21 protein-coding genes and 1 pseudogene are annotated in these 22,298 nt (G+C 71.4%); 9 read left to right on the top strand and 13 right to left on the bottom strand.

Annotated elements, in window-relative coordinates; translation table 11 throughout:
• Positions 1-56: 56 nt before the first annotated feature.
• Positions 57-563 carry an HAD domain-containing protein gene (locus tag ACWCP0_RS15085; RefSeq protein WP_451079243.1) on the top strand — a complete coding sequence of 169 codons (507 nt, stop codon included), beginning with the start codon at positions 57-59 and terminating at the stop codon, positions 561-563.
• Positions 564-635: 72 nt separating this feature from the next.
• On the opposite strand, the gene ACWCP0_RS15080 is transcribed toward ACWCP0_RS15085, so the two are convergent.
• From ACWCP0_RS15080 to ACWCP0_RS15070, 3 genes are all read right to left on the bottom strand, one after another.
• Positions 636-2,855 carry an NADP-dependent isocitrate dehydrogenase gene (locus ACWCP0_RS15080; protein WP_451079242.1) on the bottom strand — a complete coding sequence of 740 codons (2,220 nt, stop codon included), beginning with the start codon at positions 2,853-2,855 and terminating at the stop codon, positions 636-638.
• Positions 2,856-2,986: 131 nt separating this feature from the next.
• Positions 2,987-4,414 carry an argininosuccinate lyase gene (gene argH, locus ACWCP0_RS15075; protein WP_451079241.1) on the bottom strand — a complete coding sequence of 476 codons (1,428 nt, stop codon included), beginning with the start codon at positions 4,412-4,414 and terminating at the stop codon, positions 2,987-2,989.
• Between the two features lie 84 nt (positions 4,415-4,498).
• The gene (locus tag ACWCP0_RS15070) at positions 4,499-5,692 is read right to left on the bottom strand and encodes an argininosuccinate synthase (protein ID WP_451079240.1); all 1,194 of its coding nucleotides are present in this window, start codon (positions 5,690-5,692) and stop codon (positions 4,499-4,501) included.
• A gap of 115 nt (positions 5,693-5,807) precedes the next feature.
• Here ACWCP0_RS15070 and ACWCP0_RS15065 point away from each other — a divergent pair, with 115 nt between their 5' ends.
• The 5 genes from ACWCP0_RS15065 (at position 5,808) to ACWCP0_RS15045 (ending at position 11,043) form a co-directional block, all read left to right on the top strand.
• Positions 5,808-7,277: a hypothetical protein gene (locus ACWCP0_RS15065; protein WP_451079239.1), complete on the top strand. Its 1,470-nt coding sequence runs from the start codon at positions 5,808-5,810 to the stop codon at positions 7,275-7,277.
• Complete coding sequence (locus ACWCP0_RS15060; protein ID WP_451079238.1) at positions 7,253-7,834, top strand: pyridoxamine 5'-phosphate oxidase family protein; 582 nt, start codon at positions 7,253-7,255, stop codon at positions 7,832-7,834. The genes ACWCP0_RS15065 and ACWCP0_RS15060 overlap by 25 nt, the downstream gene beginning before the upstream one ends.
• 127 nt (positions 7,835-7,961) lie before the next feature.
• Positions 7,962-9,329, top strand: coding sequence for a ferredoxin reductase family protein (locus ACWCP0_RS15055; RefSeq protein WP_451079354.1), 1,368 nt, complete (start codon positions 7,962-7,964; stop codon positions 9,327-9,329).
• A gap of 8 nt (positions 9,330-9,337) precedes the next feature.
• Positions 9,338-10,252 (top strand): FMN-binding protein, encoded by a 915-nt coding sequence (locus tag ACWCP0_RS15050; RefSeq protein WP_451079237.1) that lies wholly within the window; start codon positions 9,338-9,340, stop codon positions 10,250-10,252.
• 38 nt (positions 10,253-10,290) lie between these two features.
• Positions 10,291-11,043, top strand: coding sequence for an FAD:protein FMN transferase (locus ACWCP0_RS15045; RefSeq protein WP_451079353.1), 753 nt, complete (start codon positions 10,291-10,293; stop codon positions 11,041-11,043).
• A gap of 402 nt (positions 11,044-11,445) precedes the next feature.
• On the opposite strand, the gene ACWCP0_RS15040 is transcribed toward ACWCP0_RS15045, so the two are convergent.
• A complete protein-coding gene (locus tag ACWCP0_RS15040) occupies positions 11,446-11,685 on the bottom strand; it encodes a hypothetical protein (RefSeq protein ID WP_451079236.1) in 240 nt (79 codons plus the stop codon).
• 218 nt (positions 11,686-11,903) lie between these two features.
• On the opposite strand from ACWCP0_RS15040, the gene ACWCP0_RS15035 reads away from it, so the two are divergent.
• A complete protein-coding gene (locus ACWCP0_RS15035) occupies positions 11,904-12,899 on the top strand; it encodes a sigma-70 family RNA polymerase sigma factor (protein WP_451079235.1) in 996 nt (331 codons plus the stop codon).
• A 7-nt stretch (positions 12,900-12,906) separates the two neighbouring features.
• Here the strand turns inward: ACWCP0_RS15035 and ACWCP0_RS15030 are convergent, their stop codons facing one another.
• The 7 genes and pseudogenes from ACWCP0_RS15030 to ACWCP0_RS15000 all read right to left on the bottom strand — a co-directional run.
• Complete coding sequence (locus ACWCP0_RS15030; protein WP_451079234.1) at positions 12,907-13,446, bottom strand: arginine repressor; 540 nt, start codon at positions 13,444-13,446, stop codon at positions 12,907-12,909.
• Positions 13,447-13,453: 7 nt separating this feature from the next.
• Entirely contained in the window at positions 13,454-14,665 is a 1,212-nt protein-coding gene (locus ACWCP0_RS15025; protein WP_451079233.1) for an acetylornithine transaminase, read from the bottom strand.
• Positions 14,662-15,567, bottom strand: coding sequence for an acetylglutamate kinase (gene argB / locus ACWCP0_RS15020; protein ID WP_451079232.1), 906 nt, complete (start codon positions 15,565-15,567; stop codon positions 14,662-14,664). Before argB ends, ACWCP0_RS15025 begins: the two co-directional genes overlap by 4 nt.
• Positions 15,568-15,587: 20 nt before the next feature.
• Positions 15,588-16,742 carry a bifunctional glutamate N-acetyltransferase/amino-acid acetyltransferase ArgJ gene (argJ, locus tag ACWCP0_RS15015; RefSeq protein ID WP_451079231.1) on the bottom strand — a complete coding sequence of 385 codons (1,155 nt, stop codon included), beginning with the start codon at positions 16,740-16,742 and terminating at the stop codon, positions 15,588-15,590.
• On the bottom strand, positions 16,739-17,767 hold the full coding sequence (argC, locus tag ACWCP0_RS15010) for an N-acetyl-gamma-glutamyl-phosphate reductase (RefSeq protein ID WP_451079230.1): 1,029 nt from the start codon (positions 17,765-17,767) through the stop codon (positions 16,739-16,741). The genes argJ and argC overlap by 4 nt, the downstream gene beginning before the upstream one ends.
• Positions 17,768-17,971: 204 nt before the next feature.
• Positions 17,972-18,286, bottom strand: coding sequence for a helix-turn-helix transcriptional regulator (locus ACWCP0_RS15005; RefSeq protein WP_451079352.1), 315 nt, complete (start codon positions 18,284-18,286; stop codon positions 17,972-17,974).
• Between the two features lie 144 nt (positions 18,287-18,430).
• Positions 18,431-18,717, bottom strand: a pseudogene (locus tag ACWCP0_RS15000) (AraC family ligand binding domain-containing protein); the annotation flags it as partial.
• 577 nt (positions 18,718-19,294) lie between these two features.
• On the opposite strand from ACWCP0_RS15000, the gene ACWCP0_RS14995 reads away from it, so the two are divergent.
• Both ACWCP0_RS14995 and ACWCP0_RS14990 read left to right on the top strand, forming a co-directional pair.
• Entirely contained in the window at positions 19,295-20,089 is a 795-nt protein-coding gene (locus ACWCP0_RS14995) for an ArsR/SmtB family transcription factor (protein ID WP_451079351.1), read from the top strand.
• A gap of 85 nt (positions 20,090-20,174) precedes the next feature.
• Positions 20,175-21,203 (top strand): pyridoxal-phosphate dependent enzyme, encoded by a 1,029-nt coding sequence (locus ACWCP0_RS14990; protein WP_451079229.1) that lies wholly within the window; start codon positions 20,175-20,177, stop codon positions 21,201-21,203.
• On the opposite strand, the gene ACWCP0_RS14985 is transcribed toward ACWCP0_RS14990, so the two are convergent.
• On the bottom strand, positions 21,180-21,755 hold the full coding sequence (locus ACWCP0_RS14985; RefSeq protein WP_451079228.1) for a histidine phosphatase family protein: 576 nt from the start codon (positions 21,753-21,755) through the stop codon (positions 21,180-21,182). The two genes, ACWCP0_RS14990 and ACWCP0_RS14985, sit on opposite strands and share 24 nt — an antisense overlap.
• A gap of 61 nt (positions 21,756-21,816) precedes the next feature.
• Positions 21,817-22,257, bottom strand: a complete 441-nt coding sequence (locus ACWCP0_RS14980) for a GNAT family N-acetyltransferase (RefSeq protein ID WP_451079227.1) — start codon at positions 22,255-22,257, stop codon at positions 21,817-21,819.
• Between the last annotated feature and the right edge of the window lie 41 nt (positions 22,258-22,298).

The raw sequence follows: 22,298 nt of genomic DNA, 5'->3' as shown, positions 1-22,298 counted from the left end.
ATGTCTCATTCGATATTTCGATGCCTCACAGGGAGGCTGGAGGGAATGCTGTGCGCATGAAGCCGCTGCTGCTGATCGACATCGACGGTCCGCTCAATCCGTACGGCGGAAAGCCCCAGAGCCGGCCGGACGGGTATGCGACGCATCGCATGCGCCCGAGCGGCTGGACCCACCCGAAGCCGCTGCGGGTGTGGCTGAACCCCGGGCACGGCGCGGAGTTCCTGGCACTGGCCGCGTCGTACGAGCTGGTGTGGGCGACGACCTGGAAGGACGAGGCGAACGTGTGGGTCGGGCCGCATCTGGGGCTGCCCGAACTGCCGTTCATCGACTGGCCCGTGATGCACGGGGCCTCGCCGCGCGGGACGTTCTGGAAGACGCAGTACGTGCTGGAGTACGCGGCCGGGCGGCCCTTCGCGTGGATCGACGACGAGATCACGCACCTGGACCGGGAGTGGGTGGAGCAGAACCACCTCGCAGCCGCACTGCTGCTCCACATCGATCACCGCATCGGGCTGACCCGGCCGGACTTCGACGCGCTCGCGGACTGGGCGGCGGCGCTGTAGCCGCCGGGGAGAACGGGACCGCCCCGGCCGGACGGATGTCCGGCCGGGGCGGTCGTCGGCTTGCGAGGCGCGTCAGCCCAGGGTCGCGATGGCCTGGTTGAAGGTCTGCGACGGACGCATCACGGCCGAGGCCTTGGCCGCGTCGGGCCGGTAGTAGCCGCCGATGTCGGCCGGCGAGCCCTGCACCGCGAGCAGCTCGCCGACGACCGTCTGCTCCTGCTCGGTCAGCGTCTTGGCCAGGGGCGCGAACGCCCCCGCGAGCTCCGCGTCGTCGGTCTGCCTGGCCAGCTCCTGGGCCCAGTAGAGCGCCAGGTAGAAGTGGCTGCCACGGTTGTCGATGCCACCCACACGGCGGGTGGGCGACTTGTCCTCGTTCAGGAAGGTCGCCGTCGCCCGGTCCAGGGTGTCGGCGAGGACCTGGGCGCGGGCGTTGCCCGTGGTCTGGGCGAGGTGCTCGAAGCTGGCCGCGAGCGCGAAGAACTCACCCAGGCTGTCCCAGCGCAGGTAGTTCTCCTTGACGAGCTGCTGGACGTGCTTGGGCGCGGAGCCGCCGGCACCGGTCTCGAACAGCCCGCCGCCGTTCATGAGCGGGACGACGGAGAGCATCTTCGCGCTCGTGCCGAGCTCGAGGATCGGGAACAGGTCGGTCAGGTAGTCACGCAGCACGTTGCCGGTGACCGAGATCGTGTCCTCGCCGCGGCGGATGCGCTCGAGGGAGAACCTGGTCGCCTCGACCGGCGACATGATCTCGATCTGCAGGCCCTCGGTGTCGTGCTCCTGCAGGTACGCCCTGACCTTCTCGATGAGCTTCGCGTCGTGCGCGCGACCCTCGTCGAGCCAGAAGACGGCCGGGTTGCCGGTCGCGCGGGCGCGGGTGACGGCGAGCTTGACCCAGTCCTTGATCGGCGCGTCCTTGGTCTGGCACATGCGGAAGATGTCGCCCGCGCCGACGACCTGCTCGAGCACGACGTTGCCGGCCTCGTCGACCACGCGCACCGTACCGGTGGTCGGGATCTCGAAGGTCTTGTCGTGGCTGCCGTACTCCTCGGCCTTCTGCGCCATCAGACCGACGTTCGGCACCGAGCCCATCGTCGACGGGTCGAAGGCGCCGTGGGCGCGGCAGTCGTCGATGACGACCTGGTAGACGCCGGCGTAGCTGCTGTCCGGGAGGACGGCGAGGGTGTCGGCCTCCTGGCCGTCCGGGCCCCACATGTGGCCGGAGGTGCGGATCATCGCCGGCATGGAGGCGTCGACGATGACGTCGCTCGGGACGTGGAGGTTGGTGATGCCGCGGTCGGAGTCGACCATGGCGAGGGCGGGGCCCTCGGCGAGCTCGGCGTCGAAGGACGCCTTGACCTCGGCGCCCTCGGGCAGCGCCTCCAGGCCCTTGATGATGCCGCCGAGACCGTCGTTCGGCGTCAGGCCGGCCGCGGCGAGCGTCTCGCCGTACTTCGCGAACGTCTTGGGGAAGAAGGCGCGCACCACGTGACCGAAGACGATCGGGTCGGAGACCTTCATCATCGTGGCCTTCAGGTGCACGGAGAACAGCACGTCCTCGGCCTTGGCGCGGGCGATCTGCGCCGTGAGGAACTCGCGCAGCGCGGCGACGCGCATGGCGGACGCGTCCACGACCTCGCCGGGCAGCACCGGTACGGACTCGCGCAGGACGGTGGTGGAGCCGTCGTCGCCCGCCAGCTCGATGCGCAGCGACCCCGCCTCGGAGATCACCGCGGACTTCTCGGTGGAGCGGAAGTCGTCGACGCCCATGGTGGCGACGTTCGTCTTCGACTCGGGCGTCCAGGCGCCCATGCGGTGCGGGTGGGTCTTGGCGTAGTTCTTGACCGACGCGGGGGCGCGGCGGTCGGAGTTGCCCTCGCGCAGGACCGGGTTGACGGCGCTGCCCTTGACCTTGTCGTAACGGGCGCGGACGTCGCGCTCCTCGTCGGTCTTCGGGTCGTCCGGGTAGTCCGGCAGCGCGTAGCCCTGCTCCTGCAGCTCGGCGATCGCGGCCTTCAGCTGCGGGATCGACGCCGAGATGTTCGGCAGCTTGATGATGTTCGCACCGGGGGTCTTGGCGAGCTCGCCGAGCTCGGCGAGCGCGTCACCGATGCGCTGGCCCTCCTCGAGGTACTCGGGGAAGTGGGCGATGATCCGGCCGGCCAGCGAGATGTCGCGGGTCTCCACCGTGACCCCCGCGGTCGAGGCGTACGCCTGGACCACGGGCAGGAACGAGTGCGTCGCCAGGGCCGGAGCCTCGTCAGTGTGCGTATAGATGATGGTCGAGTCAGTCACCGGGTGCTCCGCTCCAGGTATCCACGTCAACGTCTCCAACATTGCTCGACATCAAGATATCTCGTGATCGGCCTCCACCGAGCAGGGCCCCGTCGCACCATGGTGCGACGGGGCCCTTCGACACGGACGGGTCAGTTCTTCGCGGTGGCCCAGGCGTGCTGGGCCGCCAGGTCGGCCTTGACCTCGGCAAGCTGGACGGCGACGGCCGACGGGGCCGTGCCTCCGCGTCCGTTGCGGGAGGCGAGCGCGCCGGGAACGTCGAGGACCGTGCGGACCTCAGGGGTCAGATGCTCGGAGATCTTGGCGAACTGGTCGTCCGTGAGCTGGTCCAGCTCGATCCCGTGCGCCTCGCACTCCTTGACGCACTCCCCCGCGACCTCGTGCGCGACGCGGAACGGCACGCCCTGCTTGACCAGCCACTCGGCGATGTCGGTGGCCAGCGAGAAGCCTGCGGGCGCCAGCTCCTCCATGCGTTCGCGGTTGACGGTCAGCGTGGCCATCATCCCGGTGAACGCCGGGAGCAGGACCTCCAGCTGGTCGCAGGAGTCGAAGACCGGCTCCTTGTCCTCCTGGAGGTCGCGGTTGTACGCGAGCGGCAGCGCCTTAAGCGTCGCGAGCAGCCCGGTGAGGTTGCCGATGAGGCGGCCCGACTTTCCCCGCGCCAGTTCGGCGATGTCCGGGTTCTTCTTCTGCGGCATGATCGACGAACCGGTCGAGAAGGCGTCGTGGAGCGTCACGAAGGAGAACTCCTTCGTGTTCCAGATGATGACCTCCTCGGCGATCCGGGACAGGTTCACGCCGATCATCGCGGTGATGAACGCGAACTCGGCGACGAAGTCGCGGGACGCCGTACCGTCGATGGAGTTCCCGGCGGAGCCGTGCTCGAAGCCGAGGTCCTTCGCGACCGCCTCCGGGTCGAGCCCCAGGGAGGACCCGGCGAGCGCGCCGGAGCCGTACGGCGACACGGCTGTCCGCTCGTCCCACTGCCGGAGCCGTTCGGCGTCCCGGGACAGAGCCTGGACGTGCGCCAGGACGTGATGGGCGAAGAGCACGGGCTGGGCGTGCTGAAGGTGCGTACGGCCGGGCATGGCGACGTCCGGGTGGGCCTCGACGAGACCCACGAGGGCGTCCTGGAGGTCGGCGACGAGTCCGCCGATGATGCGGGCGTGGTCGCGCAGATACATCCGGAAGAGTGTGGCGACCTGGTCGTTGCGGGACCGGCCGGCGCGCAGCTTGCCGCCGAGGTCGGGGCCGAGGCGTTCGAGGAGTCCGCGCTCCAGGGCGGTGTGGACGTCCTCGTCGGCGATGGTTCCCACGAAGCTGCCGTCGGCGACATCGGCCTCGAGCCGGTCGAGTCCGGCGATCATCCGCTCCAGCTCGTCGGCGGTGAGCAGGCCCGCCTTGTGGAGCACGCGGGCGTGGGCGCGAGAGCCTGCGATGTCGTACGGCGCGAGCCGCCAGTCGAAGTGGACCGACGCGGACAGCTTCGCCAGCGCCTCGGCGGGCCCGTCGGCGAAGCGGCCGCCCCAGAGCCGGACGTCACCGTTGTTGCTGCTCACAGCTCTTGCTCCTCAGGAGGGTGGATGTGCCGCCGCCTCCCTGCCGCGGAGGAACAGGGAGGCGGCCGTCGTACGCGTATCGAATCAGGCCAGATCGCGCTTGGCCGCGATCTTCGACGACAGGCCGAAGATGTCGATGAAGCCCTGCGCCTTCGACTGGTCGAAGGTGTCGCCCGAGTCGTACGTGGCGAGGTTGAAGTCGTACAGCGACTCGTCCGACTTCCGGCCGGTGACGACGGCGCGGCCGCCGTGCAGGGTCATCCGGATGTCGCCGGTGACGTGCTGGTTGGCCTCGTTGACGAAGCCGTCCAGGGCGCGCTTGAGCGGCGAGAACCACAGGCCGTCGTAGACGAGCTCGCCCCAGCGCTGCTCGACCTGCCGCTTGTAGCGGGCCAGCTCGCGCTCGACCGTGACGTTCTCGAGCTCCTGGTGGGCGGTGATCAGCGCGATCGCGCCCGGGGCCTCGTACACCTCACGGGACTTGATGCCGACGAGCCGGTCCTCGACCATGTCGATCCGGCCGATGCCCTGGGCGCCGGCGCGCTCGTTGAGCTGCTGGATGGCCTGCAGGACGGTGACGGGCTTGCCGTCGATGGCGACCGGGACACCCTCCTTGAAGGAGATGATCACCTCGTCGGCCTCGCGGGGCGTCGCCGGGTTGGAGGTGTACTCGTAGATGTCCTCGATCGGCGCGTTCCAGATGTCCTCCAGGAAGCCGGTCTCGACGGCCCGCCCGAAGACGTTCTGGTCGATGGAGTACGGCGACTTCTTGGTGGTCGCGATCGGGAGCTGCTTCTCCTCGCAGAAGGCGATCGCCTTGTCCCGGGTCATCGCGTAGTCACGGACCGGGGCGATGCACTTCAGGTCGGGGCCGAGGGCCTGGATGCCGGCCTCGAAGCGCACCTGGTCGTTGCCCTTGCCGGTGCAGCCGTGGGCGACGATGCCGGCGTTGTGCTTCTTGGCCGCGGCGACGAGGTGCTTGACGATCGTCGGCCGGGAGAGGGCGGAGACCAGCGGGTACCGGTCCATGTAGAGGGCGTTGGCCTTGATCGCCGGGAGGCAGTACTCCTCGGCGAACTCGTCCTTGGCGTCCGCGACCTCGGCCTCGACGGCACCGCAGGCAAGCGCGCGCTTGCGGATGACGTCCAGGTCCTCGCCGCCCTGGCCGACGTCCACGGCAACGGCGATGACCTCGGCGCCCGTCTCCTCGGCGATCCAGCCGATGGCGACGGAGGTGTCCAGACCGCCCGAGTAGGCGAGTACGACGCGCTCGGTCACGGGATTCTCCTTACGGTGCATGCGGTGATGGGTATAACTATGCAGACCTCCGTATGTTTTGTCAACGCCAGGGAATTCCGTGGCCGCCGGGGATCGCCCTCCGTACGCTCACCCCATGCGGACCAGGGAGTACACCGCCGTGGAGCGGATCGCGCAGGGAGCACCGGTCCATGCGGCACTCGATGTGAGCGATCCCGGGGCCTGGCTCGACTTCGACGCCGAGGTGCGCTTCCAGCGGCCGAGCGCCCGCGAGACCGGGGCCGCGGGCACCACGCACCGGCCGGCGCTCGCGCTCGCCCTGTGCCACCGCGACGGCCGCGTCCGGGAATCGGCGCTGGAGCAGGTGGCCGCACGGCCCGAGCTGCTGCCGCTGATCGTCGTCCGCACCGCGGACTGGGCCGCTCCGGTACGCGGGCGGGCCCGGGCGCTGCTCCCGGGGCTGCTCGCCTCCGCGCGCCCTGAGACGCTCGTGACGCTCACCGGGCTCGTCCTGCGCATGGCTCGCCGTGAGCGCGGCACCTTCGCGCGCGACACCCTCGCCGCACTCCTGCGGTCCGCTCCGGCCGCGACCTTCACGCCCCTGCTGTCCGCCGAGGACCGGGACACCCGCCGTTTCGCGTACGGCGCGGCCGTGGACCGCGGACTGCTCCCCGCGGCGCGCCTGGCCCGCGCCGCCGCCACCGACGCCGACACCGTCGTGCAGAACCTGTGCGCCGACGCCGCGCTCGCGCTCGCGCTCGACGCGAGCGGCTACGACGACGTGATCGTTCCGCTCCTGCACTCCCGGCAGCCGGGAGTGCGGTCCGCCGGAGTCACCGCGCTGCGCCGGGCCGGACGCCATGCCGACGCCCGGCCGTATCTCACCGACCGCTCAGGACCGGTCCGGGCCTGCGCCCGCTATGTGCTGCGGCAGGGCGGCCTCGAACCGCTCCCGCTCTACCGCACCCTGTGCGCGGACCCGTCCGACCTCGGCATACCGGCCTGGGCACCCCTGGGGCTCGCCGAATGCGGTGAGCCCGGCGATGCCGCGCTGCTGTGGCCGCTCACCGCCCACCCGGTCCCGTCGGTGCGCGCCCGAGCGGTCGCCGGACTGCGCGCGCTGGACAAGGCCGACACGGAGCGGCTGCGCCCGCTGCTCGACGACCCGGCGGCCGCCGTCGCGCGGGAGACGGTCGCCGCCCTGCTCCCGTCGGCAGGCCGCCTCCCGGAGGACTGGCTCGCGCGGCGGCTCGCCGCCGACCGGCCGGCCCACACGCGGCGGGCGGCCTTCCGGCTGCTGCGCGCGCAGGGCGGAATCGCGCAACTCCGGGCTGCCGTAAGCCTGCTGGAGGACGAGGACCCCACGCTCCGGTCCCTGGCCGGGCCCGCGATCCAGCAGTGGGAACCGCCGGTGGGAGAGCGCCACGACCCTGCCGAAATCGCCGCGCTGCTGGACCGCTGCACCCACCTGTTCAGCGACTACGTGATGCGGCGGCTGCGGTGGCGGTCAGGCGTGCCGGAGTCCGCGACGAACAGCCCCGGGCGCCCCGGCGGTTCCCTCATCAGGTCCATAATCCGAGCATGGGACAGACCTACGAACGCATAGAAGGCCGCATCCGGACATTCATCGAGGAACAGCCCCTCTTCTTCACCGCCACCGCCCCGCTCGCGGGCGACGGTCACGTCAACCTCTCCCCCAAGGGCCGCAAGGGCACCCTCGCCGTCATCGACGAACGGACCCTGACCTACCTGGACTTCGGCGGCAGCGGCGCAGAGACCATCGCCCATGTCCGGGAGAACGGCCGCATCACCCTGATGTGGTGTGCGTTCGCCGGTCCGCCGAAAGTGCTGCGGGTGCACGGTCACGGGGAGGCGGTGCTCCGGGACGACCCGCGGTGGGCGGAGTTCATCCCGTACTTCAAGGACGCCGACGGGGCCGCGGCCCGCGCGATCATCGTGGTGCACGCCCGCCGGATCAGTGACGCCTGCGGATTCGCCGTACCGTTCATGGACTACCGCGAGGAGCGTACGCAGCACGCGGAGCACTTCGGGCGGAAGACGGACGAGGAGTTCGCGGCGTACTGCGAGAAGAAGCCGCATGTCGGAGTGAGCCTCGACGGGCTGCCGGCGCTCCCGCTACCGCTGCCCGCGCGCAACGACTGACCCTCCGTCAGCGGCCCTGCGGACGCCCGGACGCCCGCGGCTGACACAAGCGGCCCGGCGTTGAACTCCTCGGCCCTCGTCTGCGTATCCACAGGCGATACGGATGAGCCGAGGAGCAGCCGTGACGATGATGCAGAGCGGTCGGGCCGCAAGGCGCCAGACCATGCGCGCGATCCGGCCGCGCCGCAATCCGGCGGCGGTGCTGCTGGTCGCGGCCTGGGCGGGAGCGGCCGCCGTCCTGTGGCTGTGGTGGGAGAACACGGCGGTCGTCCACATGGACACCGCCGAGTGGCTGGTCGGGGCGGGAAGGATCACCGGCCTGCTGGGCGGTTACATGATCGCGCTCGTGGTGCTGCAGATGGCGCGCGTCCCCGCGCTGGAGCGACGTGTGGGTTCCGACCGGTCGGCCCGCTGGCACGCGATGAGCGGCCGGTACGCGATCGGCCTGATCGTCGCCCATGTCGTACTGATCATCTGGGGATACTCCGTACAGGGCCGGACCGGCCTCGTCGAGCAGACCGTGACCGTCGTCGTCGACTTCCCCGAAATGATCGAAGCGGCGGCCGGTACCGTCCTCCTGCTGATCGTCGGCTTCGTCTCGGCCGGCGCGGTGCGCCGCCGCATGCGCTACGAGACCTGGTACTACCTGCATCTGCTGACCTATGCCGCCGTGTATCTGACCTTCTGGCACCAGGTGGCCACCGGCGCCGAGTTCGTGGCCGGTCCCACCGCTCGCACAGTCTGGTACGTGCTGTACGGGACGGTCGGCGCCCTGCTCGTGTGGTACCGGATCCTGGCGCCGGTACGGCTCAACCTCCGGCACCGGATGCGGGTGGAATCGGTCGTGGACGAGGCCCCCGGCGTGGTCTCGGTACTGATCAGCGGGCGGCGACTGCACCGGCTGGGCGCCGAGGCGGGGCAGTTCTTCCGCTGGCGGTTCCTCACCAAGGGGCTGCGCTGGAGCTCGAATCCGTACTCCCTCTCCGCTCCGCCCCGCCCGGATCTGCTGCGCATCACCGTCAAGGCCGTCGGCGAGCACAGCACGGCGCTCGCCCGGCTGGAACCGGGGACGCGGGTCTGGGCCGAGGGGCCCTACGGAGCGATGACCGCGGGGCGGCGGAGCCGGAACAAGGTGCTCCTGATCGCCGGAGGGGCCGGCATCACGCCGCTGCGGGCCCTGTTCGAGACGCTGCCGGGCGGCCCCGGGGACCTGTCCCTGCTCTACCGGGCCGGCACGACGGAGGACCTGGCGCTGTGGAGCGAGCTGCAGCAGATCGCCGAGGCGCGGGAGGCGAGGCTGATGTACGCCGTGAACGGGCCGGACGGGGCACGTCCCCGGATCACCACCGAGCGGCTCAAGGAGGTGCTGCCGGACATCGCCCAGCACGACGTCTATCTGTGCGGACCGCCCGGTCTCGCCGAGGAGTCGTACCACGCACTGCGCGCGGCGGGAGTGCCGTCCCGCCGTATCCACCACGAGTCGTTCGAGATGTGAGGCCGTCCGTGAAGAGGAAACACCCACTGCGCCGGATCATGCTCAGCATCGCCGGCACCACGTCGGCCGTCGTGCTGCTCCTCGCGGTGAAACAGCCGGGCACACCGGCGGCGGGGACGGCGCCGCAGGCCGGCGGTGCCGTGCCGCCCGCGGGGTCGGCACCCGCCGGGACCGGGGCCGGGGTCGAACCCGCGGGCGGGCAGAGCGTCCTCGGCGACGAGGCCGCGACCCAGTACGGCCCGGTGCAGGTGCGGCTCACGCTGAGCGGCGGCAGGATCACGGCGGCCGAGGCCGTCAAGACACCGTCGTCCGATCCCAAGAGCCGGCAGATCGCCGCCACCGCCGTACCGAAACTCAACCAGGCCGCCGTCGCCGCGCAGAGCGCCCGGATCGACACCGTCTCCGGAGCCACTTACACGAGCGAGGGATACATCACGTCCCTGCAGAGCGCGCTCGACAAGGCCGGGGCCGCCGGGGCTCCGGGATCCGGCGCCGAGGAAGGAGCCGGAGCGGGCTCGACTCCCGAAGCGGACTCAACGCCCGAATCGAACACCGGGAGCGGCACCGGCGGCTCGGGCTCCGGCTCGGACTCTGACTCGGGCTCGGAGGCGCCCGAAACGCCCGAGACGCCCGAGACGCCGGCGACGCCCGAGGCGGTCCTCGGGGACGTGGCGTCGACCCAGTACGGCGACGTCCAGGTCCGCATCACCGTCAGCGGGGGCAGGATCACCGCGGCCGAGGCCGTCAAGACACCGTCGTCCGATCCCAACAGCCGCCAGATCGCCGCCACCGCCGTACCGAAACTCAACCAGGCCGCCGTCGCCGCGCAGAGCGCCCGGATCGACACCGTCTCCGGAGCCTCGTACACGAGCCAGGGCTACATCACGTCCCTGCAGAGCGCCCTCGACAAGGCCGGCCTGTGACGGCGGACCGGGCACGCCTGCGCCACATCGAGCACGCGATGGGCACGGTGTTCTCGTTCGACGTGCGGATGGCCGCCGACTGCGACGGCCCGCGCATGCGCGCGGGACTCGTCGCGGCCGTGGCCGCCCTGCACCGCGCGGACGAGCTCTTCTCGACGTACCGCCGGGACAGCGAGGTGAGCAGGCTCGCCCGGGGGGAACTCGTCCTGGCGGACTGCGCGCCCGACGTGACCGAGGTGCTCGGGCTCTGCGAGACGGAGGAGCGGCTGAGCGACGGCTGGTTCACCACCGGGTACGGCGGCGGACTCGACCCCACCGGTCTGGTCAAGGGCTGGGCGGTGGAGCGCGCGGCGCGCATGCTCGCCTCGTCCGGTGCCGCCGCGGTCTGCCTCAACGGCGGGGGCGACGTCCAGCTGCACGGCGGCCCGTGGCGGGTCGGCATCTCGGACCCGCTGTCCCCCGGCGGGCTGGTCGCGGTGGTCGAGACCGATGAGAGCCTCGCGGTCGCCACATCGGGGCCCGCCGAACGCGGCTGCCACATCGTCGATCCGCACACGGGCGCCCCGCCGGTCGGAGCTCTCGCCTCCCTCACCGTCGTGGCACCGGGCCTGACCCAGGCTGACGCCCGGGCGACGGCCGCCTATGCGATGGGCGAGCGGGGCCGCGACTGGCTGGAGGGACTGCCGGACACCGAAGGCTTCGCCGTCGCCGCGGACGGCACCACGTGGCAGACCAGTGGCTTCTTCCGTCATCTGACGAAGCAGAACCACTCGGACGCACCGGCCGCCTGACCTGCAGGGTCGCCGGGCGATCGCGGCAGCGGCCACCGGGGTCGCTCAGCGGCGCGCTCGGCCCCAGGAGCAGCAGTGCGACCAGCAGCCCGGCCGCCGAGAAGCCGATCGAGGCGGCGAAGACCGTGCGGAAGCCTTCCGTGAGCGCGGCGAGGGGGTCGGCCGCGCCGGCGCGGGGCACGGCGACCGTGGACAGGACGGCCACACCGAAGGCGCCGCCGATCCGGAAGGAGTCCGTGTTCCTTCCGGACTCCCGCTCCGCGACGCCGGCCGGCGAGGCGACGGAGGCGGCGACGAAGGCGGCTCCGAGCTCGGGCCCGAAGACAAGCAGCCCGCGGAAGATGTCACCGAAGTAGCTGCCGTCCGTCGGGACCCGGGTGAGCAGGAGGCAGCCGATGCCCGTCAGGGCCATACCGGCCACGGCGACGGAACGCGGCCCGGTGCGGGTGACGACGGCCTGGCCGGCCACCGACCCCACGGCCGCCGTGCCGGGATCACGGCGGAGCTGAGTCCGAACAGCAGAGCGGAGTGGCCGAGCGCCTGCTGGGCGTACGGGGACACCGTGAGCGACATGCCCCAGGCGGCCATGCCGAGGAGTATCAGCACGAGGTTCCCGCCCACCGGCGCCTGCGAGCGGCGCACAGCAGCGCCGGCGCCTTCCAGCGGCGCGGATCCGGCTGTCGCTGCGCGTCGGGCCGAGGCTGTGTCCGGGGCTGTGAAGCGTTCATCTCCGTACCGACGCGGGGGCTGCGGGGAAGTCGTCGGTCTTCCGCCGGGCTCGCGGCGATGAGTTCCGGCCGGACTCCGAGTCTCTTCCCATGGGCCCCGCACGTGCACAGGGGGCAGAGGGAGTGACAGCCATGGCGAGCGACACGGACTTCGCGAGCCTCACCGAGCCGTACCGTCGTGAGCTGCTCGCCCACTGCTACCGGATGCTCGGCTCGGTCCACGACGCCGAGGACCTGGTCCAGGAGACCTATCTGCGCGCCTGGCGCGCGTACGACGGCTTCGAGGGCCGCTCCTCGCTGCGCACCTGGCTCTACCGCATCGCGACCAACGCCTGTCTGACCGCCCTGGAGCGCGGCAGCCACCGCCCGCTGCCGTCGGGGCTCGGCGCGCCCGGTGACGACCCGGGCGTGCCGCTGGCACCCGAGCAGCCGGAGGTGCCCTGGCTGCAGCCGCTGCCGGACGCGCTGCTCGCGGCGGACCGCGCCGAAGGCGCCGACCCGGCGGCCGTCGTCACCTCGCGCGAGAGTGTCCGGCTGGCCTTCGTCGCCGCGCTTCAGCTGCTTCCGCCCCGGCAGCGGGCGATCCTGATCCTGCGCGATGTGCTGCGGTGGCGGTCCTCCGAGGTCGCCGAACTGACCGGGACCACGGAGACGGCCGTGAACAGCGCCCTCCAGCGCGCCCGCGCCCAGCTCTCCCGGGCGGCCCCGGCGCCGGACACGGTCGTGCGCCCCACGGAGCCGGAGCAGCGGGAGCTGGTGGAACGGTATGCGACGGCGTTCGCCCATGCCGACGTCGAGGGCCTGATGCGGCTGCTGACGGATGACATCGTCTTCGAGATGCCGCCGAACCCGACGTGGTTCACCGGCCGCGAGGCCGCCGTACGGCTGGTCTCGACGCACTGCCCGGTGTTCGGCAGCCCGGGCAGCCGTCTCGTCCCCACGGCGGCGAACGGCCAGCCGGCGCTCGCGCTGTACGAGTGCGGCGAGGACGGCGTCCTGCGTGCGTTCGCCATCGAGGTGCACACCGTCACGGCGTCCGGGATCGCCCGGGTCGTCTCCTTCCAGGACCCGTCGCTGTTCCCCGCCTTCGGGCTGCCGCTCGCCGAGCCGGCACCGGCCGTGCGCTGAGGGCCCGTCAGCGGTCGTTCTGCGCGAGCCGCAGCAGATGGTCCGCCAGCGCCTTGCCGCCCGCCGGGTCGCGGGAGATGAGCAGGACCGTGTCGTCGCCCGCGATCGTGCCGAGGATCGCGTGCAGTTCGGCCTGGTCGATGGCCGAGGCGAGGAACTGGGCCGCGCCGGGCGGGGTGCGCAGGACCACCAGGTTGGCCGAGGCCTCGGCGGAGATCAGCAGCTCGCCGGAGAGGCGGCGCATCCGCTCCTCCTTCGCGGACTCGCCGAGCGGTGCCTGCGGGGTGCGGAATCCGCCCTCGCTGGGCACCGCGTAGATCAGCTCGCCCCCGGTGTTGCGGATCTTCACCGCGCCCAGCTCGTCGAGATCCCGGGAGAGCGTCGCCTGGGTGACGCTCAGCCCGTCGTCGGCGAGGAGCTTCGCCAGCTGGCTCTGCGAGCGCACCGGCTGCCGGTTGAGGATGTCCACGATCCGGCGGTGGCGTGCCGTGCGGGTCTGCGGCACCGACGGGCCGCCGGTCTCGGTGTCCTGCGTCGCCTCGGTCATCGTCGTCTCATTCTCCGGATCGTCCGTCCCCGTGATGTGCTGCGTCGAGGATGCCGGGGAGCGCCCGGAGGAACGCGTCCACCTCCGCGTCGCCGATGATCAGCGGCGGCATGATCCTTACGACATCGGGGGCGGGCGCGTTGACCAGGAGGCCGGCACCCTGAGCCGCCTTCTGCACCTGGGGCGCGAGGGGCTCGTTGAGCACGATACCCAGCAGCAGGCCCGCGCCGCGGACATGCGAGACCAGAGGGTGCCGGCGACTCCCGACGGGATTCTCGATCCCGTCCCTGATCCGCTCGCCGATCCGCTTCACCTCGTCGAGCATGCCGTCGAGGGTCCTGAGTACGGCGAGACCGGCCGCACAGGCGACCGGGTTGCCGCCGAAGGTCGTGCCGTGCTGCCCCGGCCGGAAGAGGTCGGCCGCCTCGCCGAAGGCGACGACCGCGCCGAGCGGCAGGCCGCCGCCCAGGCCCTTGGCAAGGGTGACGATGTCCGGCTCGACGCCGTGCGCCTGGTGCTCGAACCAGTGCCCGGTGCGGCCGATGCCGGTCTGGACCTCGTCGAGGACGAGCAGGGTGCCGGTGGCGCCGGTGATCTCGCGGGCGGCCTTGAGATAGCCGGCGGGCGGGACGACCACGCCGTTCTCGCCCTGGACCGGCTCGATGATCACGAGGGCGGTGTCGGTCGTGACGGCGGCCCGCAGCGCGTCGGCGTCGCCGTACGGAACGTGTGTGACGTCACCGGGCAGTGGGAGGAACGGCTGCTGCTTCGCGGGCTGCCCGGTGAGCGCGAGGGCACCCATCGTCCGCCCGTGGAAGCCGCCGGCGGTGGCGACCATGTGCGTACGTCCGGTCAGCCGGCCCAGCTTGAAAGCGGCTTCGTTGGCCTCGGCACCCGAGTTGCAGAACAGGACGCGTCCGGGCCGGCCGAAGAGCTGGAGCAGCCGCTCGGCGAGGGCGACGGGCGGCTCTGCGACGTACAGATTCGAGACATGACCGAGCGAGGCGATCTGCCGGGAGACGGCCTCGACGATGGCGGGGTGGGCGTGGCCGAGCGCGTTCACGGCGATGCCGCCGACGAAGTCGAGGTACTCGGTGCCGTCGGCGTCCCAGACCTTCGCCCCCTCGCCGCGGACCAGGGACAGCTGCGGCGTGCCGTAGTTGTCCATCATCGAGCCCTGCCAGCGCTGGGACAGCTGCTGATTGGCCGGGTCGCTCACGGGGTTCCCCCTTCGGTTCCGTCGGGTACGACCATCGTGCCGATGCCCTCGTCGGTGAAGATCTCCAGCAGGATGGAGTGCTGCACCCGGCCGTCGATGACGCGCGCGGTGTTGACGCCGTTGCGTACGGCGTACAGGCAGCCCTGCATCTTGGGGACCATTCCGCTGGACAGCTCGGGCAGCAGCTTCTCCAGCTCGGTGGCGGTGAGGCGGCTGATCACCTCGTCGCTGTCGGGCCAGTCCTCGTAGAGGCCTTCGACATCGGTGAGGACCATCAGGGTCTCCGCGCCGAGGGCGGCGGCGAGGGCCGCCGCTGCGGTGTCGGCGTTGACGTTGTACACATGGCCGTCGTCCGCGCTGCGCGCGATGGAGGAGATCACCGGAATCCGGCCGTCGCTCAGGAGCGTCTTGATCGCGCCGGTGTCGATCGCGGTGATCTCGCCGACCCGGCCGATGTCGACGAGTTCGCCGTCGATGGTCGGGCGGTGCTTGGTGGCGGTGATGGTGTGCGCGTCCTCGCCCGTGAGGCCGATGGCGAACGGACCGTGCTGGTTGAGCAGCCCGACCAGCTCGCGCTGGACCTGGCCGGCCAGCACCATCCGTACGACGTCCATCGCCTCGGGCGTCGTCACGCGGAGCCCTGCCTTGAACTCGCTGACCAGCCCGTGCTTGTCGAGCTGCGCGCTGATCTGGGGGCCGCCGCCGTGCACGACGACGGGCTTGATGCCGGCGTGGCGCAGGAAGACGACGTCCTGGGCGAAGGCTGCCTTCAGGTCCTCGTCGACCATGGCGTTTCCGCCGAACTTGATGACTACCGTCTTGCCGTGATGGCGGGTGAGCCACGGCAGTGCCTCGATCAAGGTCTGCGCCTTGGGGAGTGCGGTGTGCTTACGCGTGCTCATCTGTCCCTTGTCCCTGGTCCTCAGGAGGAGTAGGCGCTGTTCTCGTGGACGTAGTCGGCGGTGAGGTCATTGGCCCAGATGACGGCCGATTCGCTGCCCGCGGCCAGGTCGGCGGTGATCCTCACCTCGCGGTAGCGCATGTCGACGAGGTCGCGGTCCTCACCGACGGAGCCGTTCCTGCAGACCCAGACGTCGTTGATGGCGACGTTGAGACGGTCGGGTTCGAAGGCGGCCTTCGTCGTGCCGATCGCCGACAGCACCCGGCCCCAGTTGGGGTCCTCGCCGTGGATGGCGCACTTGAGGAGGTTGTTACGGGCGATCGAGCGGCCCACCTCGACGGCGTCGTCCTCGCTCGCGGCACCGACCACCTCGATGCGGATGTCCTTGCTCGCGCCTTCGGCGTCGCCGATGAGCCGGCGGGCGAGGTCGTCGCAGACGGCCCGTACGGCGTCGGCGAACGCGCCGTACTCCGGGGTGATGCCCGACGCACCGGAGGCGAGCAGCAGCACGGTGTCGTTGGTGGACATGCAGCCGTCGGAGTCGACCCGGTCGAAGGTGACGCGGGTGGCGTCGCGCAGCGCCTTGTCGAGGGTGGCGCTGTCCAGGTCGGCGTCGGTGGTGAGGACGACGAGCATGGTGGCGAGGCCGGGGGCGAGCATGCCCGCGCCCTTGGCCATGCCGCCGACGGTCCAGCCGTCGCCCTGGTGGACGGCCGTCTTGTGGACGGTGTCGGTGGTCTTGATGGCTATGGCGGCCTTCTCGCCGCCGTGGACGCTGAGTTCTGCGGCCGCCTTCTCGATGCCGGGCAGCAGCTTGTCCATGGGCAGGAGCACGCCGATGAGTCCGGTGGACGCGACGGCGATCTCGCCGGCGCTGTGGCCCTCGAGCACCTCGGCGGCCTTCTCTGCGGTGGCGTGCGTGTCCTGGAAGCCCTTGGGTCCTGTGCAGGCGTTGGCGCCGCCCGAGTTGAGGACGACGGCGGAGACGGCACCGCCCTTGAGCACCTGCTCGGACCAGAGGACGGGGGCGGCCTTGACGCGGTTGGAGGTGAAGACACCCGCGGCGGAGTGGCGCGGCCCGTTGTTGACGACGAGCGCCATGTCCGGGTTGCCGCTCTCCTTGATTCCGGCGGCGATGCCCGCGGCCGTGAATCCCTGTGCTGCCGTCACCGTCATGGCGCGACTCCGATCGTGGAAAGTCCTGTGGTCTGATCGAGACCCAGGGCGATGTTCATGCTCTGGACCGCGCCGCCCGCCGTTCCCTTGGTGAGGTTGTCGATGGCGCTGATCGCGATGATGCGGCCGGCGGCCTCGTCGTGGGCGACCTGCACCTGAACGGCGTTGGAACCGTAGACGGACGCCGTGGCGGGCCACTGCCCCTCGGGGAGGAGGTGGACGAACGGCTCGTCCGCATACGCCTTCTCGTAGGCGCTGCGTACGGCGTCGGCGGTCGTGCCCGGCTTGGCCTTGGCGCTGCAGGTGGCGAGGATCCCGCGGGACATGGGCGCGAGGGTGGGCGTGAACGACACGGTGACCGGCTCCCCCGCCACCGCACTGAGGTTCTGGATCATCTCGGGCGTGTGCCGGTGGCCGCCGCCGACGCCGTACGGGCTCATGGAGCCCATGACCTCGGAGCCGAGCAGGTGCGGCTTGAGGGCCTTGCCCGCGCCGGAGGTGCCGGTGGCGGCGGTGATCACGGCCTCGGGCTCGGCGAGCCCGCCCGCGTACGCCGGGAAGAGCGCGAGCGAGACCGCGGTCGGATAGCAGCCGGGTACCGCGATGCGCTTGGACCCCTCCAGCGCGACGCGGGCACCCGGCAGTTCGGGCAGGCCGTAGGGCCAGGTCCCGGCGTGCGCGGAGCCGTAGAACTTCTCCCAGTCGGCGGAGTTACTCAGCCGGAAGTCGGCGCCCATGTCGACGACGAGGACGTCCGCGCCGAGCTGCTCGGCGACTGCGGCGGACTGGCCGTGCGGCAGTGCGAGGAAGACGACGTCGTGACCGGCGAGGACCTCGGCGGTGGTGGGCTCGAGGACGCGGTCGGCGAGCGGAAGGAGATGCGGCTGGAGGGAGCCGAGCCGCTGCCCGGCGTTGGAGTGGCCGGTCAGGGCGCCGATCTCGACCCCGGGGTGGGCGAGGAGCAGTCGGAGCAGCTCCCCGCCCGCGTATCCACTCGCCCCCGCCACTGCTGCACGTACCACCATCGGACCCTCCTCATTGATGGCATGACTATACGCAGCGTTGCAGATTTATGCAACGAGCTGCCCACGCACGCCGAACAGGAAGTGCGACCAAGAATTTTAGTCGGCGGACGAGCACGCTAGTTGGCGGATCTTGATCCCGTAACGCTGTGTTGCTGCGACTTTTCGGGATAGATGACACTTGGTCGAGCTAAGTGCCACTCGGGGTTAGGGCGCCTGTTGGGGCGCCGTTCGATAGGCAGCCGGGGTGACACCGTAGGTGCGGGTGAACCACCGAGTGAGATGGGCCTGGTCCGCGAAGCCGGCCTCGGCGGCCGCCGTCGATGGCGCCGTGCCCTCGGCCAGGAGCGCACGGGCTCGGCGCAACCGCAGATCGCGTTGGTGGTCACTGGGCGCGAGACCGTACGCCGCACGGAAACCCCGATGGAGCGTGAAGCGGCTGCATCCGGCCACCCGGGCCAGTTCGTCGGTGGTGATGTTGTCGACGAATCGCTGCCGCAGCAGGCTCCGGGCCCGTGCCATGGCGGCCGGGTCCACCCGGCTCGGCCGGTCCAGCAGAGGTGCCGACCGCGTGGCGGCGTCGCGGCTCAGGGCCAGTACGGCGGTGGTGAGGCGTTCCTCGACGACCAATCGGGGTGCGTTCTGGACCACCGCGCTGTGGAGGCGGGCCACGGCGCGGGCCAGCGCCGGGTTGTCCACCACCGGAGTGCCGAAGAGCGGCTGCCCCGTACTGCCAGGAGCCGCGTCGGCGAGAACTTCCCGGACAAGATCCTCGCCGAGGTGCAGCATCCGGTAGCGGTACCCGTGCTGGACGGCCGACTGTCCGTCGTGCGGCTCGTCCGGATTGAACGCCATGACCAGCCCGGCCGCGCTGACGTGCCGCTCTCCCCGGCACACCACGACTGCGCGCCGTCGTCGGTGACTCCGAACGAGTACGTGTCGTGGGCGTGCATCGGATAGGCGTACTGCTCGAAGCGGGCGTCCATGGCCTCCAGCGCAAGCCCGGGAACCCGCCAGTAGGCGGCGCGTTCTCCGGAAGACGTCATGTCCCGATTGTGCCGCACGAGCGTTCAAGCCCCCGGGCCTCGCCGGGAGTGGCACGCCGAGCCGGAGCAACCGCTCCCCGGCGAAGCCGCGCGGGCCGCGACGACGGAGCGCATGCCACGCGCCGAACGCGGCGACGAGGAAGAGCATCGGCATCGCCCACACCACCCCGAGGCCGGCGGCGATCGTCGTGGTGCCCGTGGTCTCGGCGTTCTTGACGCAGAAGTCGCTCACCGAAGACGAGCGCCGAGGTGGCACCAGCCCGACGACCACCAGGACGCGTAACGCGTCCGGCTCCGGCCGCCGCGTCGCCATCGCACGCCTGTCCCCCACCCCGCGCCCGCGGGCCCCGTGTGCCCCGGCGCAGAGCCCGTGTCCGGGGTACGGGGCACCGGGCGCCGGCCCGCCTCGCTTGACATGCAGCCATTTGGCTGCCTATGTTTCATGCAGCTGAACGGCTGCATGATGGAAGTGGCGAGAGATCACATGGACGAGGTGTTCAAGGCACTGGCCGACGCCAGCCGCCGCCGGCTGCTGGACAGCCTGAATGCCCGGAACGGGCAGAGCCTGCGCGAGCTGTGTGCCGGGCTCGACATGACCAGGCAGTCGGTCAGCAAGCACCTCACGGTGCTGGAGGCGGCCGATCTGGTGACCACCGTGTGGCGCGGCCGGGAAAAGCTGCACTACCTCAACGCCGTGCCGATCAACGCCATCGCCGAGCGCTGGATCAGCCAGTACGACCGCGAGCGCGTGCGCGCCCTCGCCGACCTGAAGGCCGCATTGGAGCGAGAACCCATGAACGACAACCCCGCATTCGTCTACACCACGTACATCAACACCACGCCGGAGCGGCTCTGGCATGCACTGACCGACCCGGCCTTCACCCGTCGCTACTGGGGCGTGACGTTCACGTCGGACTGGACGACGGGGTCGCGGATGACCTGGGAGCAGGAGGGCGTCACGATCGCGGACCCCGCCCAGGTCGTGCTCGAGTCCGAGCCGTACCGGCGGCTGTCGTACAGCTGGCACACCTTCACCCCGGAGCTCGCCAGGGCTTTCGGGATGAACGAGGAGCTCTTCGCCCGGATGGCCGACGAGCCCCGGTCGAAGGTGACGTTCGAGATCGAGCCGGCCGGGGAGATGGTCAAGCTGACGGTCGTGCACGACGGCTTCACTCCCGGGAGCACGGTGCTGGAGGCCGTGGGCGGCGGCTGGCCCCACATCCTGTCCAGCCTCAAGACGCTGCTGGAGACGGGCGAAGAGCTGCCCGGGCCGTCGTAGCCGCCGCCACCGCCGCCGGACGGAGGCTCTGCCATACGGAGGTGATGGTGCGGAGTGTGCCGGTCACCGCGGGGATCATAGGCGCATGGTGCATGCGGAGGGCGGTCGTTGGGCCGCGGATGCCGTACGTGAGCTGTGCGCGGACGCGGAACCGACCCCGCTGGTCCGGCTGACCGGGCCGCCCGGCGAGCTGTACGTCAAGGACGAGTCTGCGCACCCGTCCGGGACGCTCAAGCACCGCCTCGTCCGGGCGCTGCTGTGCGAGGCGGTCCTGGACGGCGCGGTGCGCGAGGGCACGACCCTCGTGATGGGGACGGGCGGGCCCGCGGCCGTGGCCGGGGCGTACTGCGCGCGCCGCGCCGGGCTGGGGTTCGTGGCGCTCGTACCGGCCAAGACGACCCCGGCGGTACGGGAGGCGGTCGAGTGGTACGGCGGGCGGTGGCGGATCGCATCGGTCCCCGCGGACATCCAGGACGAGGCGCGGGGGCTCGCGGTCAAGCTCGGCGGTCACTTCCTGGACCACTTCGCCGACTCGGAGCGGGCGCTCGCGCGCTGCCCGCTGCCGGATCTCGCCGAGGAGCTGTACGGACAGCTGGCGGAGGCGGCTGCTGCGAATCCGGCGTGGCTGGTGGCAGGCCTGGGGACGGGCACGACCACGGCGACACTCGGGCGGTACGCACGCAAGCGGGGCGGCCCCGGGACCCGGGTCGCGGGCGTGGACGCCGAGCACTCCGCGTACTTCCCCGCCTGGGCGGGTGGCTGCTCCGACTACACGACCGGGCTGCCGTCCCCGATCCCCGGCATCGGCCGGCCGCGCACGGAACCGGCGTTCCGCCCGGAACTGCTGGATCTGGTGATCCCGGTGGCGGAGGACGCGGCGGCGGACGGGCTGCGGTGGCTGCGCGCGGAGGCCGCGCAGGGGAAAGGGAACGGAAACGGCCACGGGAGCAGGGCCGCGAGCTGGGTCGGGGGCGGGCTCGCGACGGGAGCAGTCGGCTGGGCCGTACGCCATCTGCTGACGCGCATGCGCGAGTCGGCCGCCTCCGGGAGCGTGGTGATGGTGGCCGGTGAGGGGGCGGCCCGCTCGCGCTCAGGCCCCGGCCTCCAGGCGTAGGTTCCAGCAGCGCGAACTGCCGGTGAGGACGACGGTGGAGAGCGGACGGACATCGACGTTCCAGTACGTCGACGGCGGGGCCTTCAGCGCGTACACGAGCGCGGCGCGTACGACAGCGGGTTCGGCCACGGCCAGGATGGAACCGACGTCGTCGGCGGGGCGGGTGTCCAGCCAGCCCCCTATCCGGGAGATGAACCCCAGCAGCGGCTCCCCGCCGTGCGGCGCCGAGCGCGGATCGGCGAGCCAGGCGTCGACGGCGTCCGACTCGCGCGCCGCCACCTCTGCCAGCGTGAAGCCGCGCCACCGCCCCATGTCGCAGTCGCTCAGCGCGGGCTGGGCGAGCGGGGCGTACCCGAGCGCGTCGGCCGTCGCCCGGCTGCGGGCGGTCGGCGAGCAGTAGCGCAGCTCGGCGGCGCCCAGCGGCACGAGGGCATGTGCGGCGAGCTGCACCTCGTGCCAGCCGGCCTGGTCCAGCGGCCGGTCGTCGTCGAAGCGCTCGGCCAGCCGGGAGGAGCAGCGCGCGGCGGCCACAAGGGTGATCCGAACACTCATGGCGGGATCGTGGTGCCGGACGGGGCCCCGGTCAAGGGGGGTTACCGACCGTTAACGAAGTTCACCGGAGACCGAGGCTCATCCACTCCCGCGGGTCACTGAGCTGTGCGAATCCGACCTTCTCGTAAACGCCGTGCGCGTCCGCGGTGGCGAGCAGGATCCGCCGCAGCCCGAGCGGCGCGAGGTGGTCCCGGACCGCCTCGACGAGCGCGGTGCCGAGCCCTCTGCCGCGCGCGGGCCGGTCGACGTACACGTCGCAGAGCCAGGCGAAGGTGGCGTGATCGGTGACGACCCGGGCGTACCCGACGGGCTCGCCGGTCGCGGAGTCGTACGCCCCGAAGTTCAGCGACCCGGCGATGGCCCGGTCCTGCTTCTCGCGGCTGCGGCCGATGGCCCAGTAGGCGTCGGTGGAGAGCCAGTGGTGAATACGGGCGGGGTCGAGGCGTGCCGGGTCGGTGGAGATCTCGTACGCGCCGAAGGTGACCGTCGTGTCGTCGCTCATCACCGCACCTTCGCAGGCCGGGAGCCGATTGTCAGTGGCAG

The sequence above is a fragment of the Streptomyces sp. NPDC001970 genome (assembly GCF_053594115.1).
Note: the sequence above shows the minus strand (reverse complement) of the source record. Positions and strands in the feature narration are given on the sequence as shown.

What these genes read in the sequence shown, in the direction of transcription:
- ACWCP0_RS15085 (WP_451079243.1), top strand. Translation starts at nt 57, where the DNA reads ATGAAGCCGCTGCTGCTGATCGACATCGACGGTCCGCTCAATCCGTAC.
- ACWCP0_RS15065 (WP_451079239.1), top strand. Translation starts at nt 5,808, where the DNA reads ATGCGGACCAGGGAGTACACCGCCGTGGAGCGGATCGCGCAGGGAGCA.
- ACWCP0_RS15060 (WP_451079238.1), top strand. Translation starts at nt 7,253, where the DNA reads ATGGGACAGACCTACGAACGCATAGAAGGCCGCATCCGGACATTCATC.
- ACWCP0_RS15055 (WP_451079354.1), top strand. Translation starts at nt 7,962, where the DNA reads ATGATGCAGAGCGGTCGGGCCGCAAGGCGCCAGACCATGCGCGCGATC.
- ACWCP0_RS15045 (WP_451079353.1), top strand. Translation starts at nt 10,291, where the DNA reads ATGGGCACGGTGTTCTCGTTCGACGTGCGGATGGCCGCCGACTGCGAC.
- ACWCP0_RS15035 (WP_451079235.1), top strand. Translation starts at nt 11,904, where the DNA reads ATGGCGAGCGACACGGACTTCGCGAGCCTCACCGAGCCGTACCGTCGT.
- ACWCP0_RS15030 (WP_451079234.1), bottom strand. Translation starts at nt 13,446, where the DNA reads ATGACCGAGGCGACGCAGGACACCGAGACCGGCGGCCCGTCGGTGCCG.
- argB (WP_451079232.1), bottom strand. Translation starts at nt 15,567, where the DNA reads ATGAGCACGCGTAAGCACACCGCACTCCCCAAGGCGCAGACCTTGATC.
- argJ (WP_451079231.1), bottom strand. Translation starts at nt 16,742, where the DNA reads ATGACGGTGACGGCAGCACAGGGATTCACGGCCGCGGGCATCGCCGCC.
- argC (WP_451079230.1), bottom strand. Translation starts at nt 17,767, where the DNA reads ATGGTGGTACGTGCAGCAGTGGCGGGGGCGAGTGGATACGCGGGCGGG.
- ACWCP0_RS15005 (WP_451079352.1), bottom strand. Translation starts at nt 18,286, where the DNA reads ATGGCACGGGCCCGGAGCCTGCTGCGGCAGCGATTCGTCGACAACATC.
- ACWCP0_RS14995 (WP_451079351.1), top strand. Translation starts at nt 19,295, where the DNA reads ATGGACGAGGTGTTCAAGGCACTGGCCGACGCCAGCCGCCGCCGGCTG.
- ACWCP0_RS14990 (WP_451079229.1), top strand. Translation starts at nt 20,175, where the DNA reads ATGGTGCATGCGGAGGGCGGTCGTTGGGCCGCGGATGCCGTACGTGAG.
- ACWCP0_RS14985 (WP_451079228.1), bottom strand. Translation starts at nt 21,755, where the DNA reads ATGAGTGTTCGGATCACCCTTGTGGCCGCCGCGCGCTGCTCCTCCCGG.
- ACWCP0_RS14980 (WP_451079227.1), bottom strand. Translation starts at nt 22,257, where the DNA reads ATGAGCGACGACACGACGGTCACCTTCGGCGCGTACGAGATCTCCACC.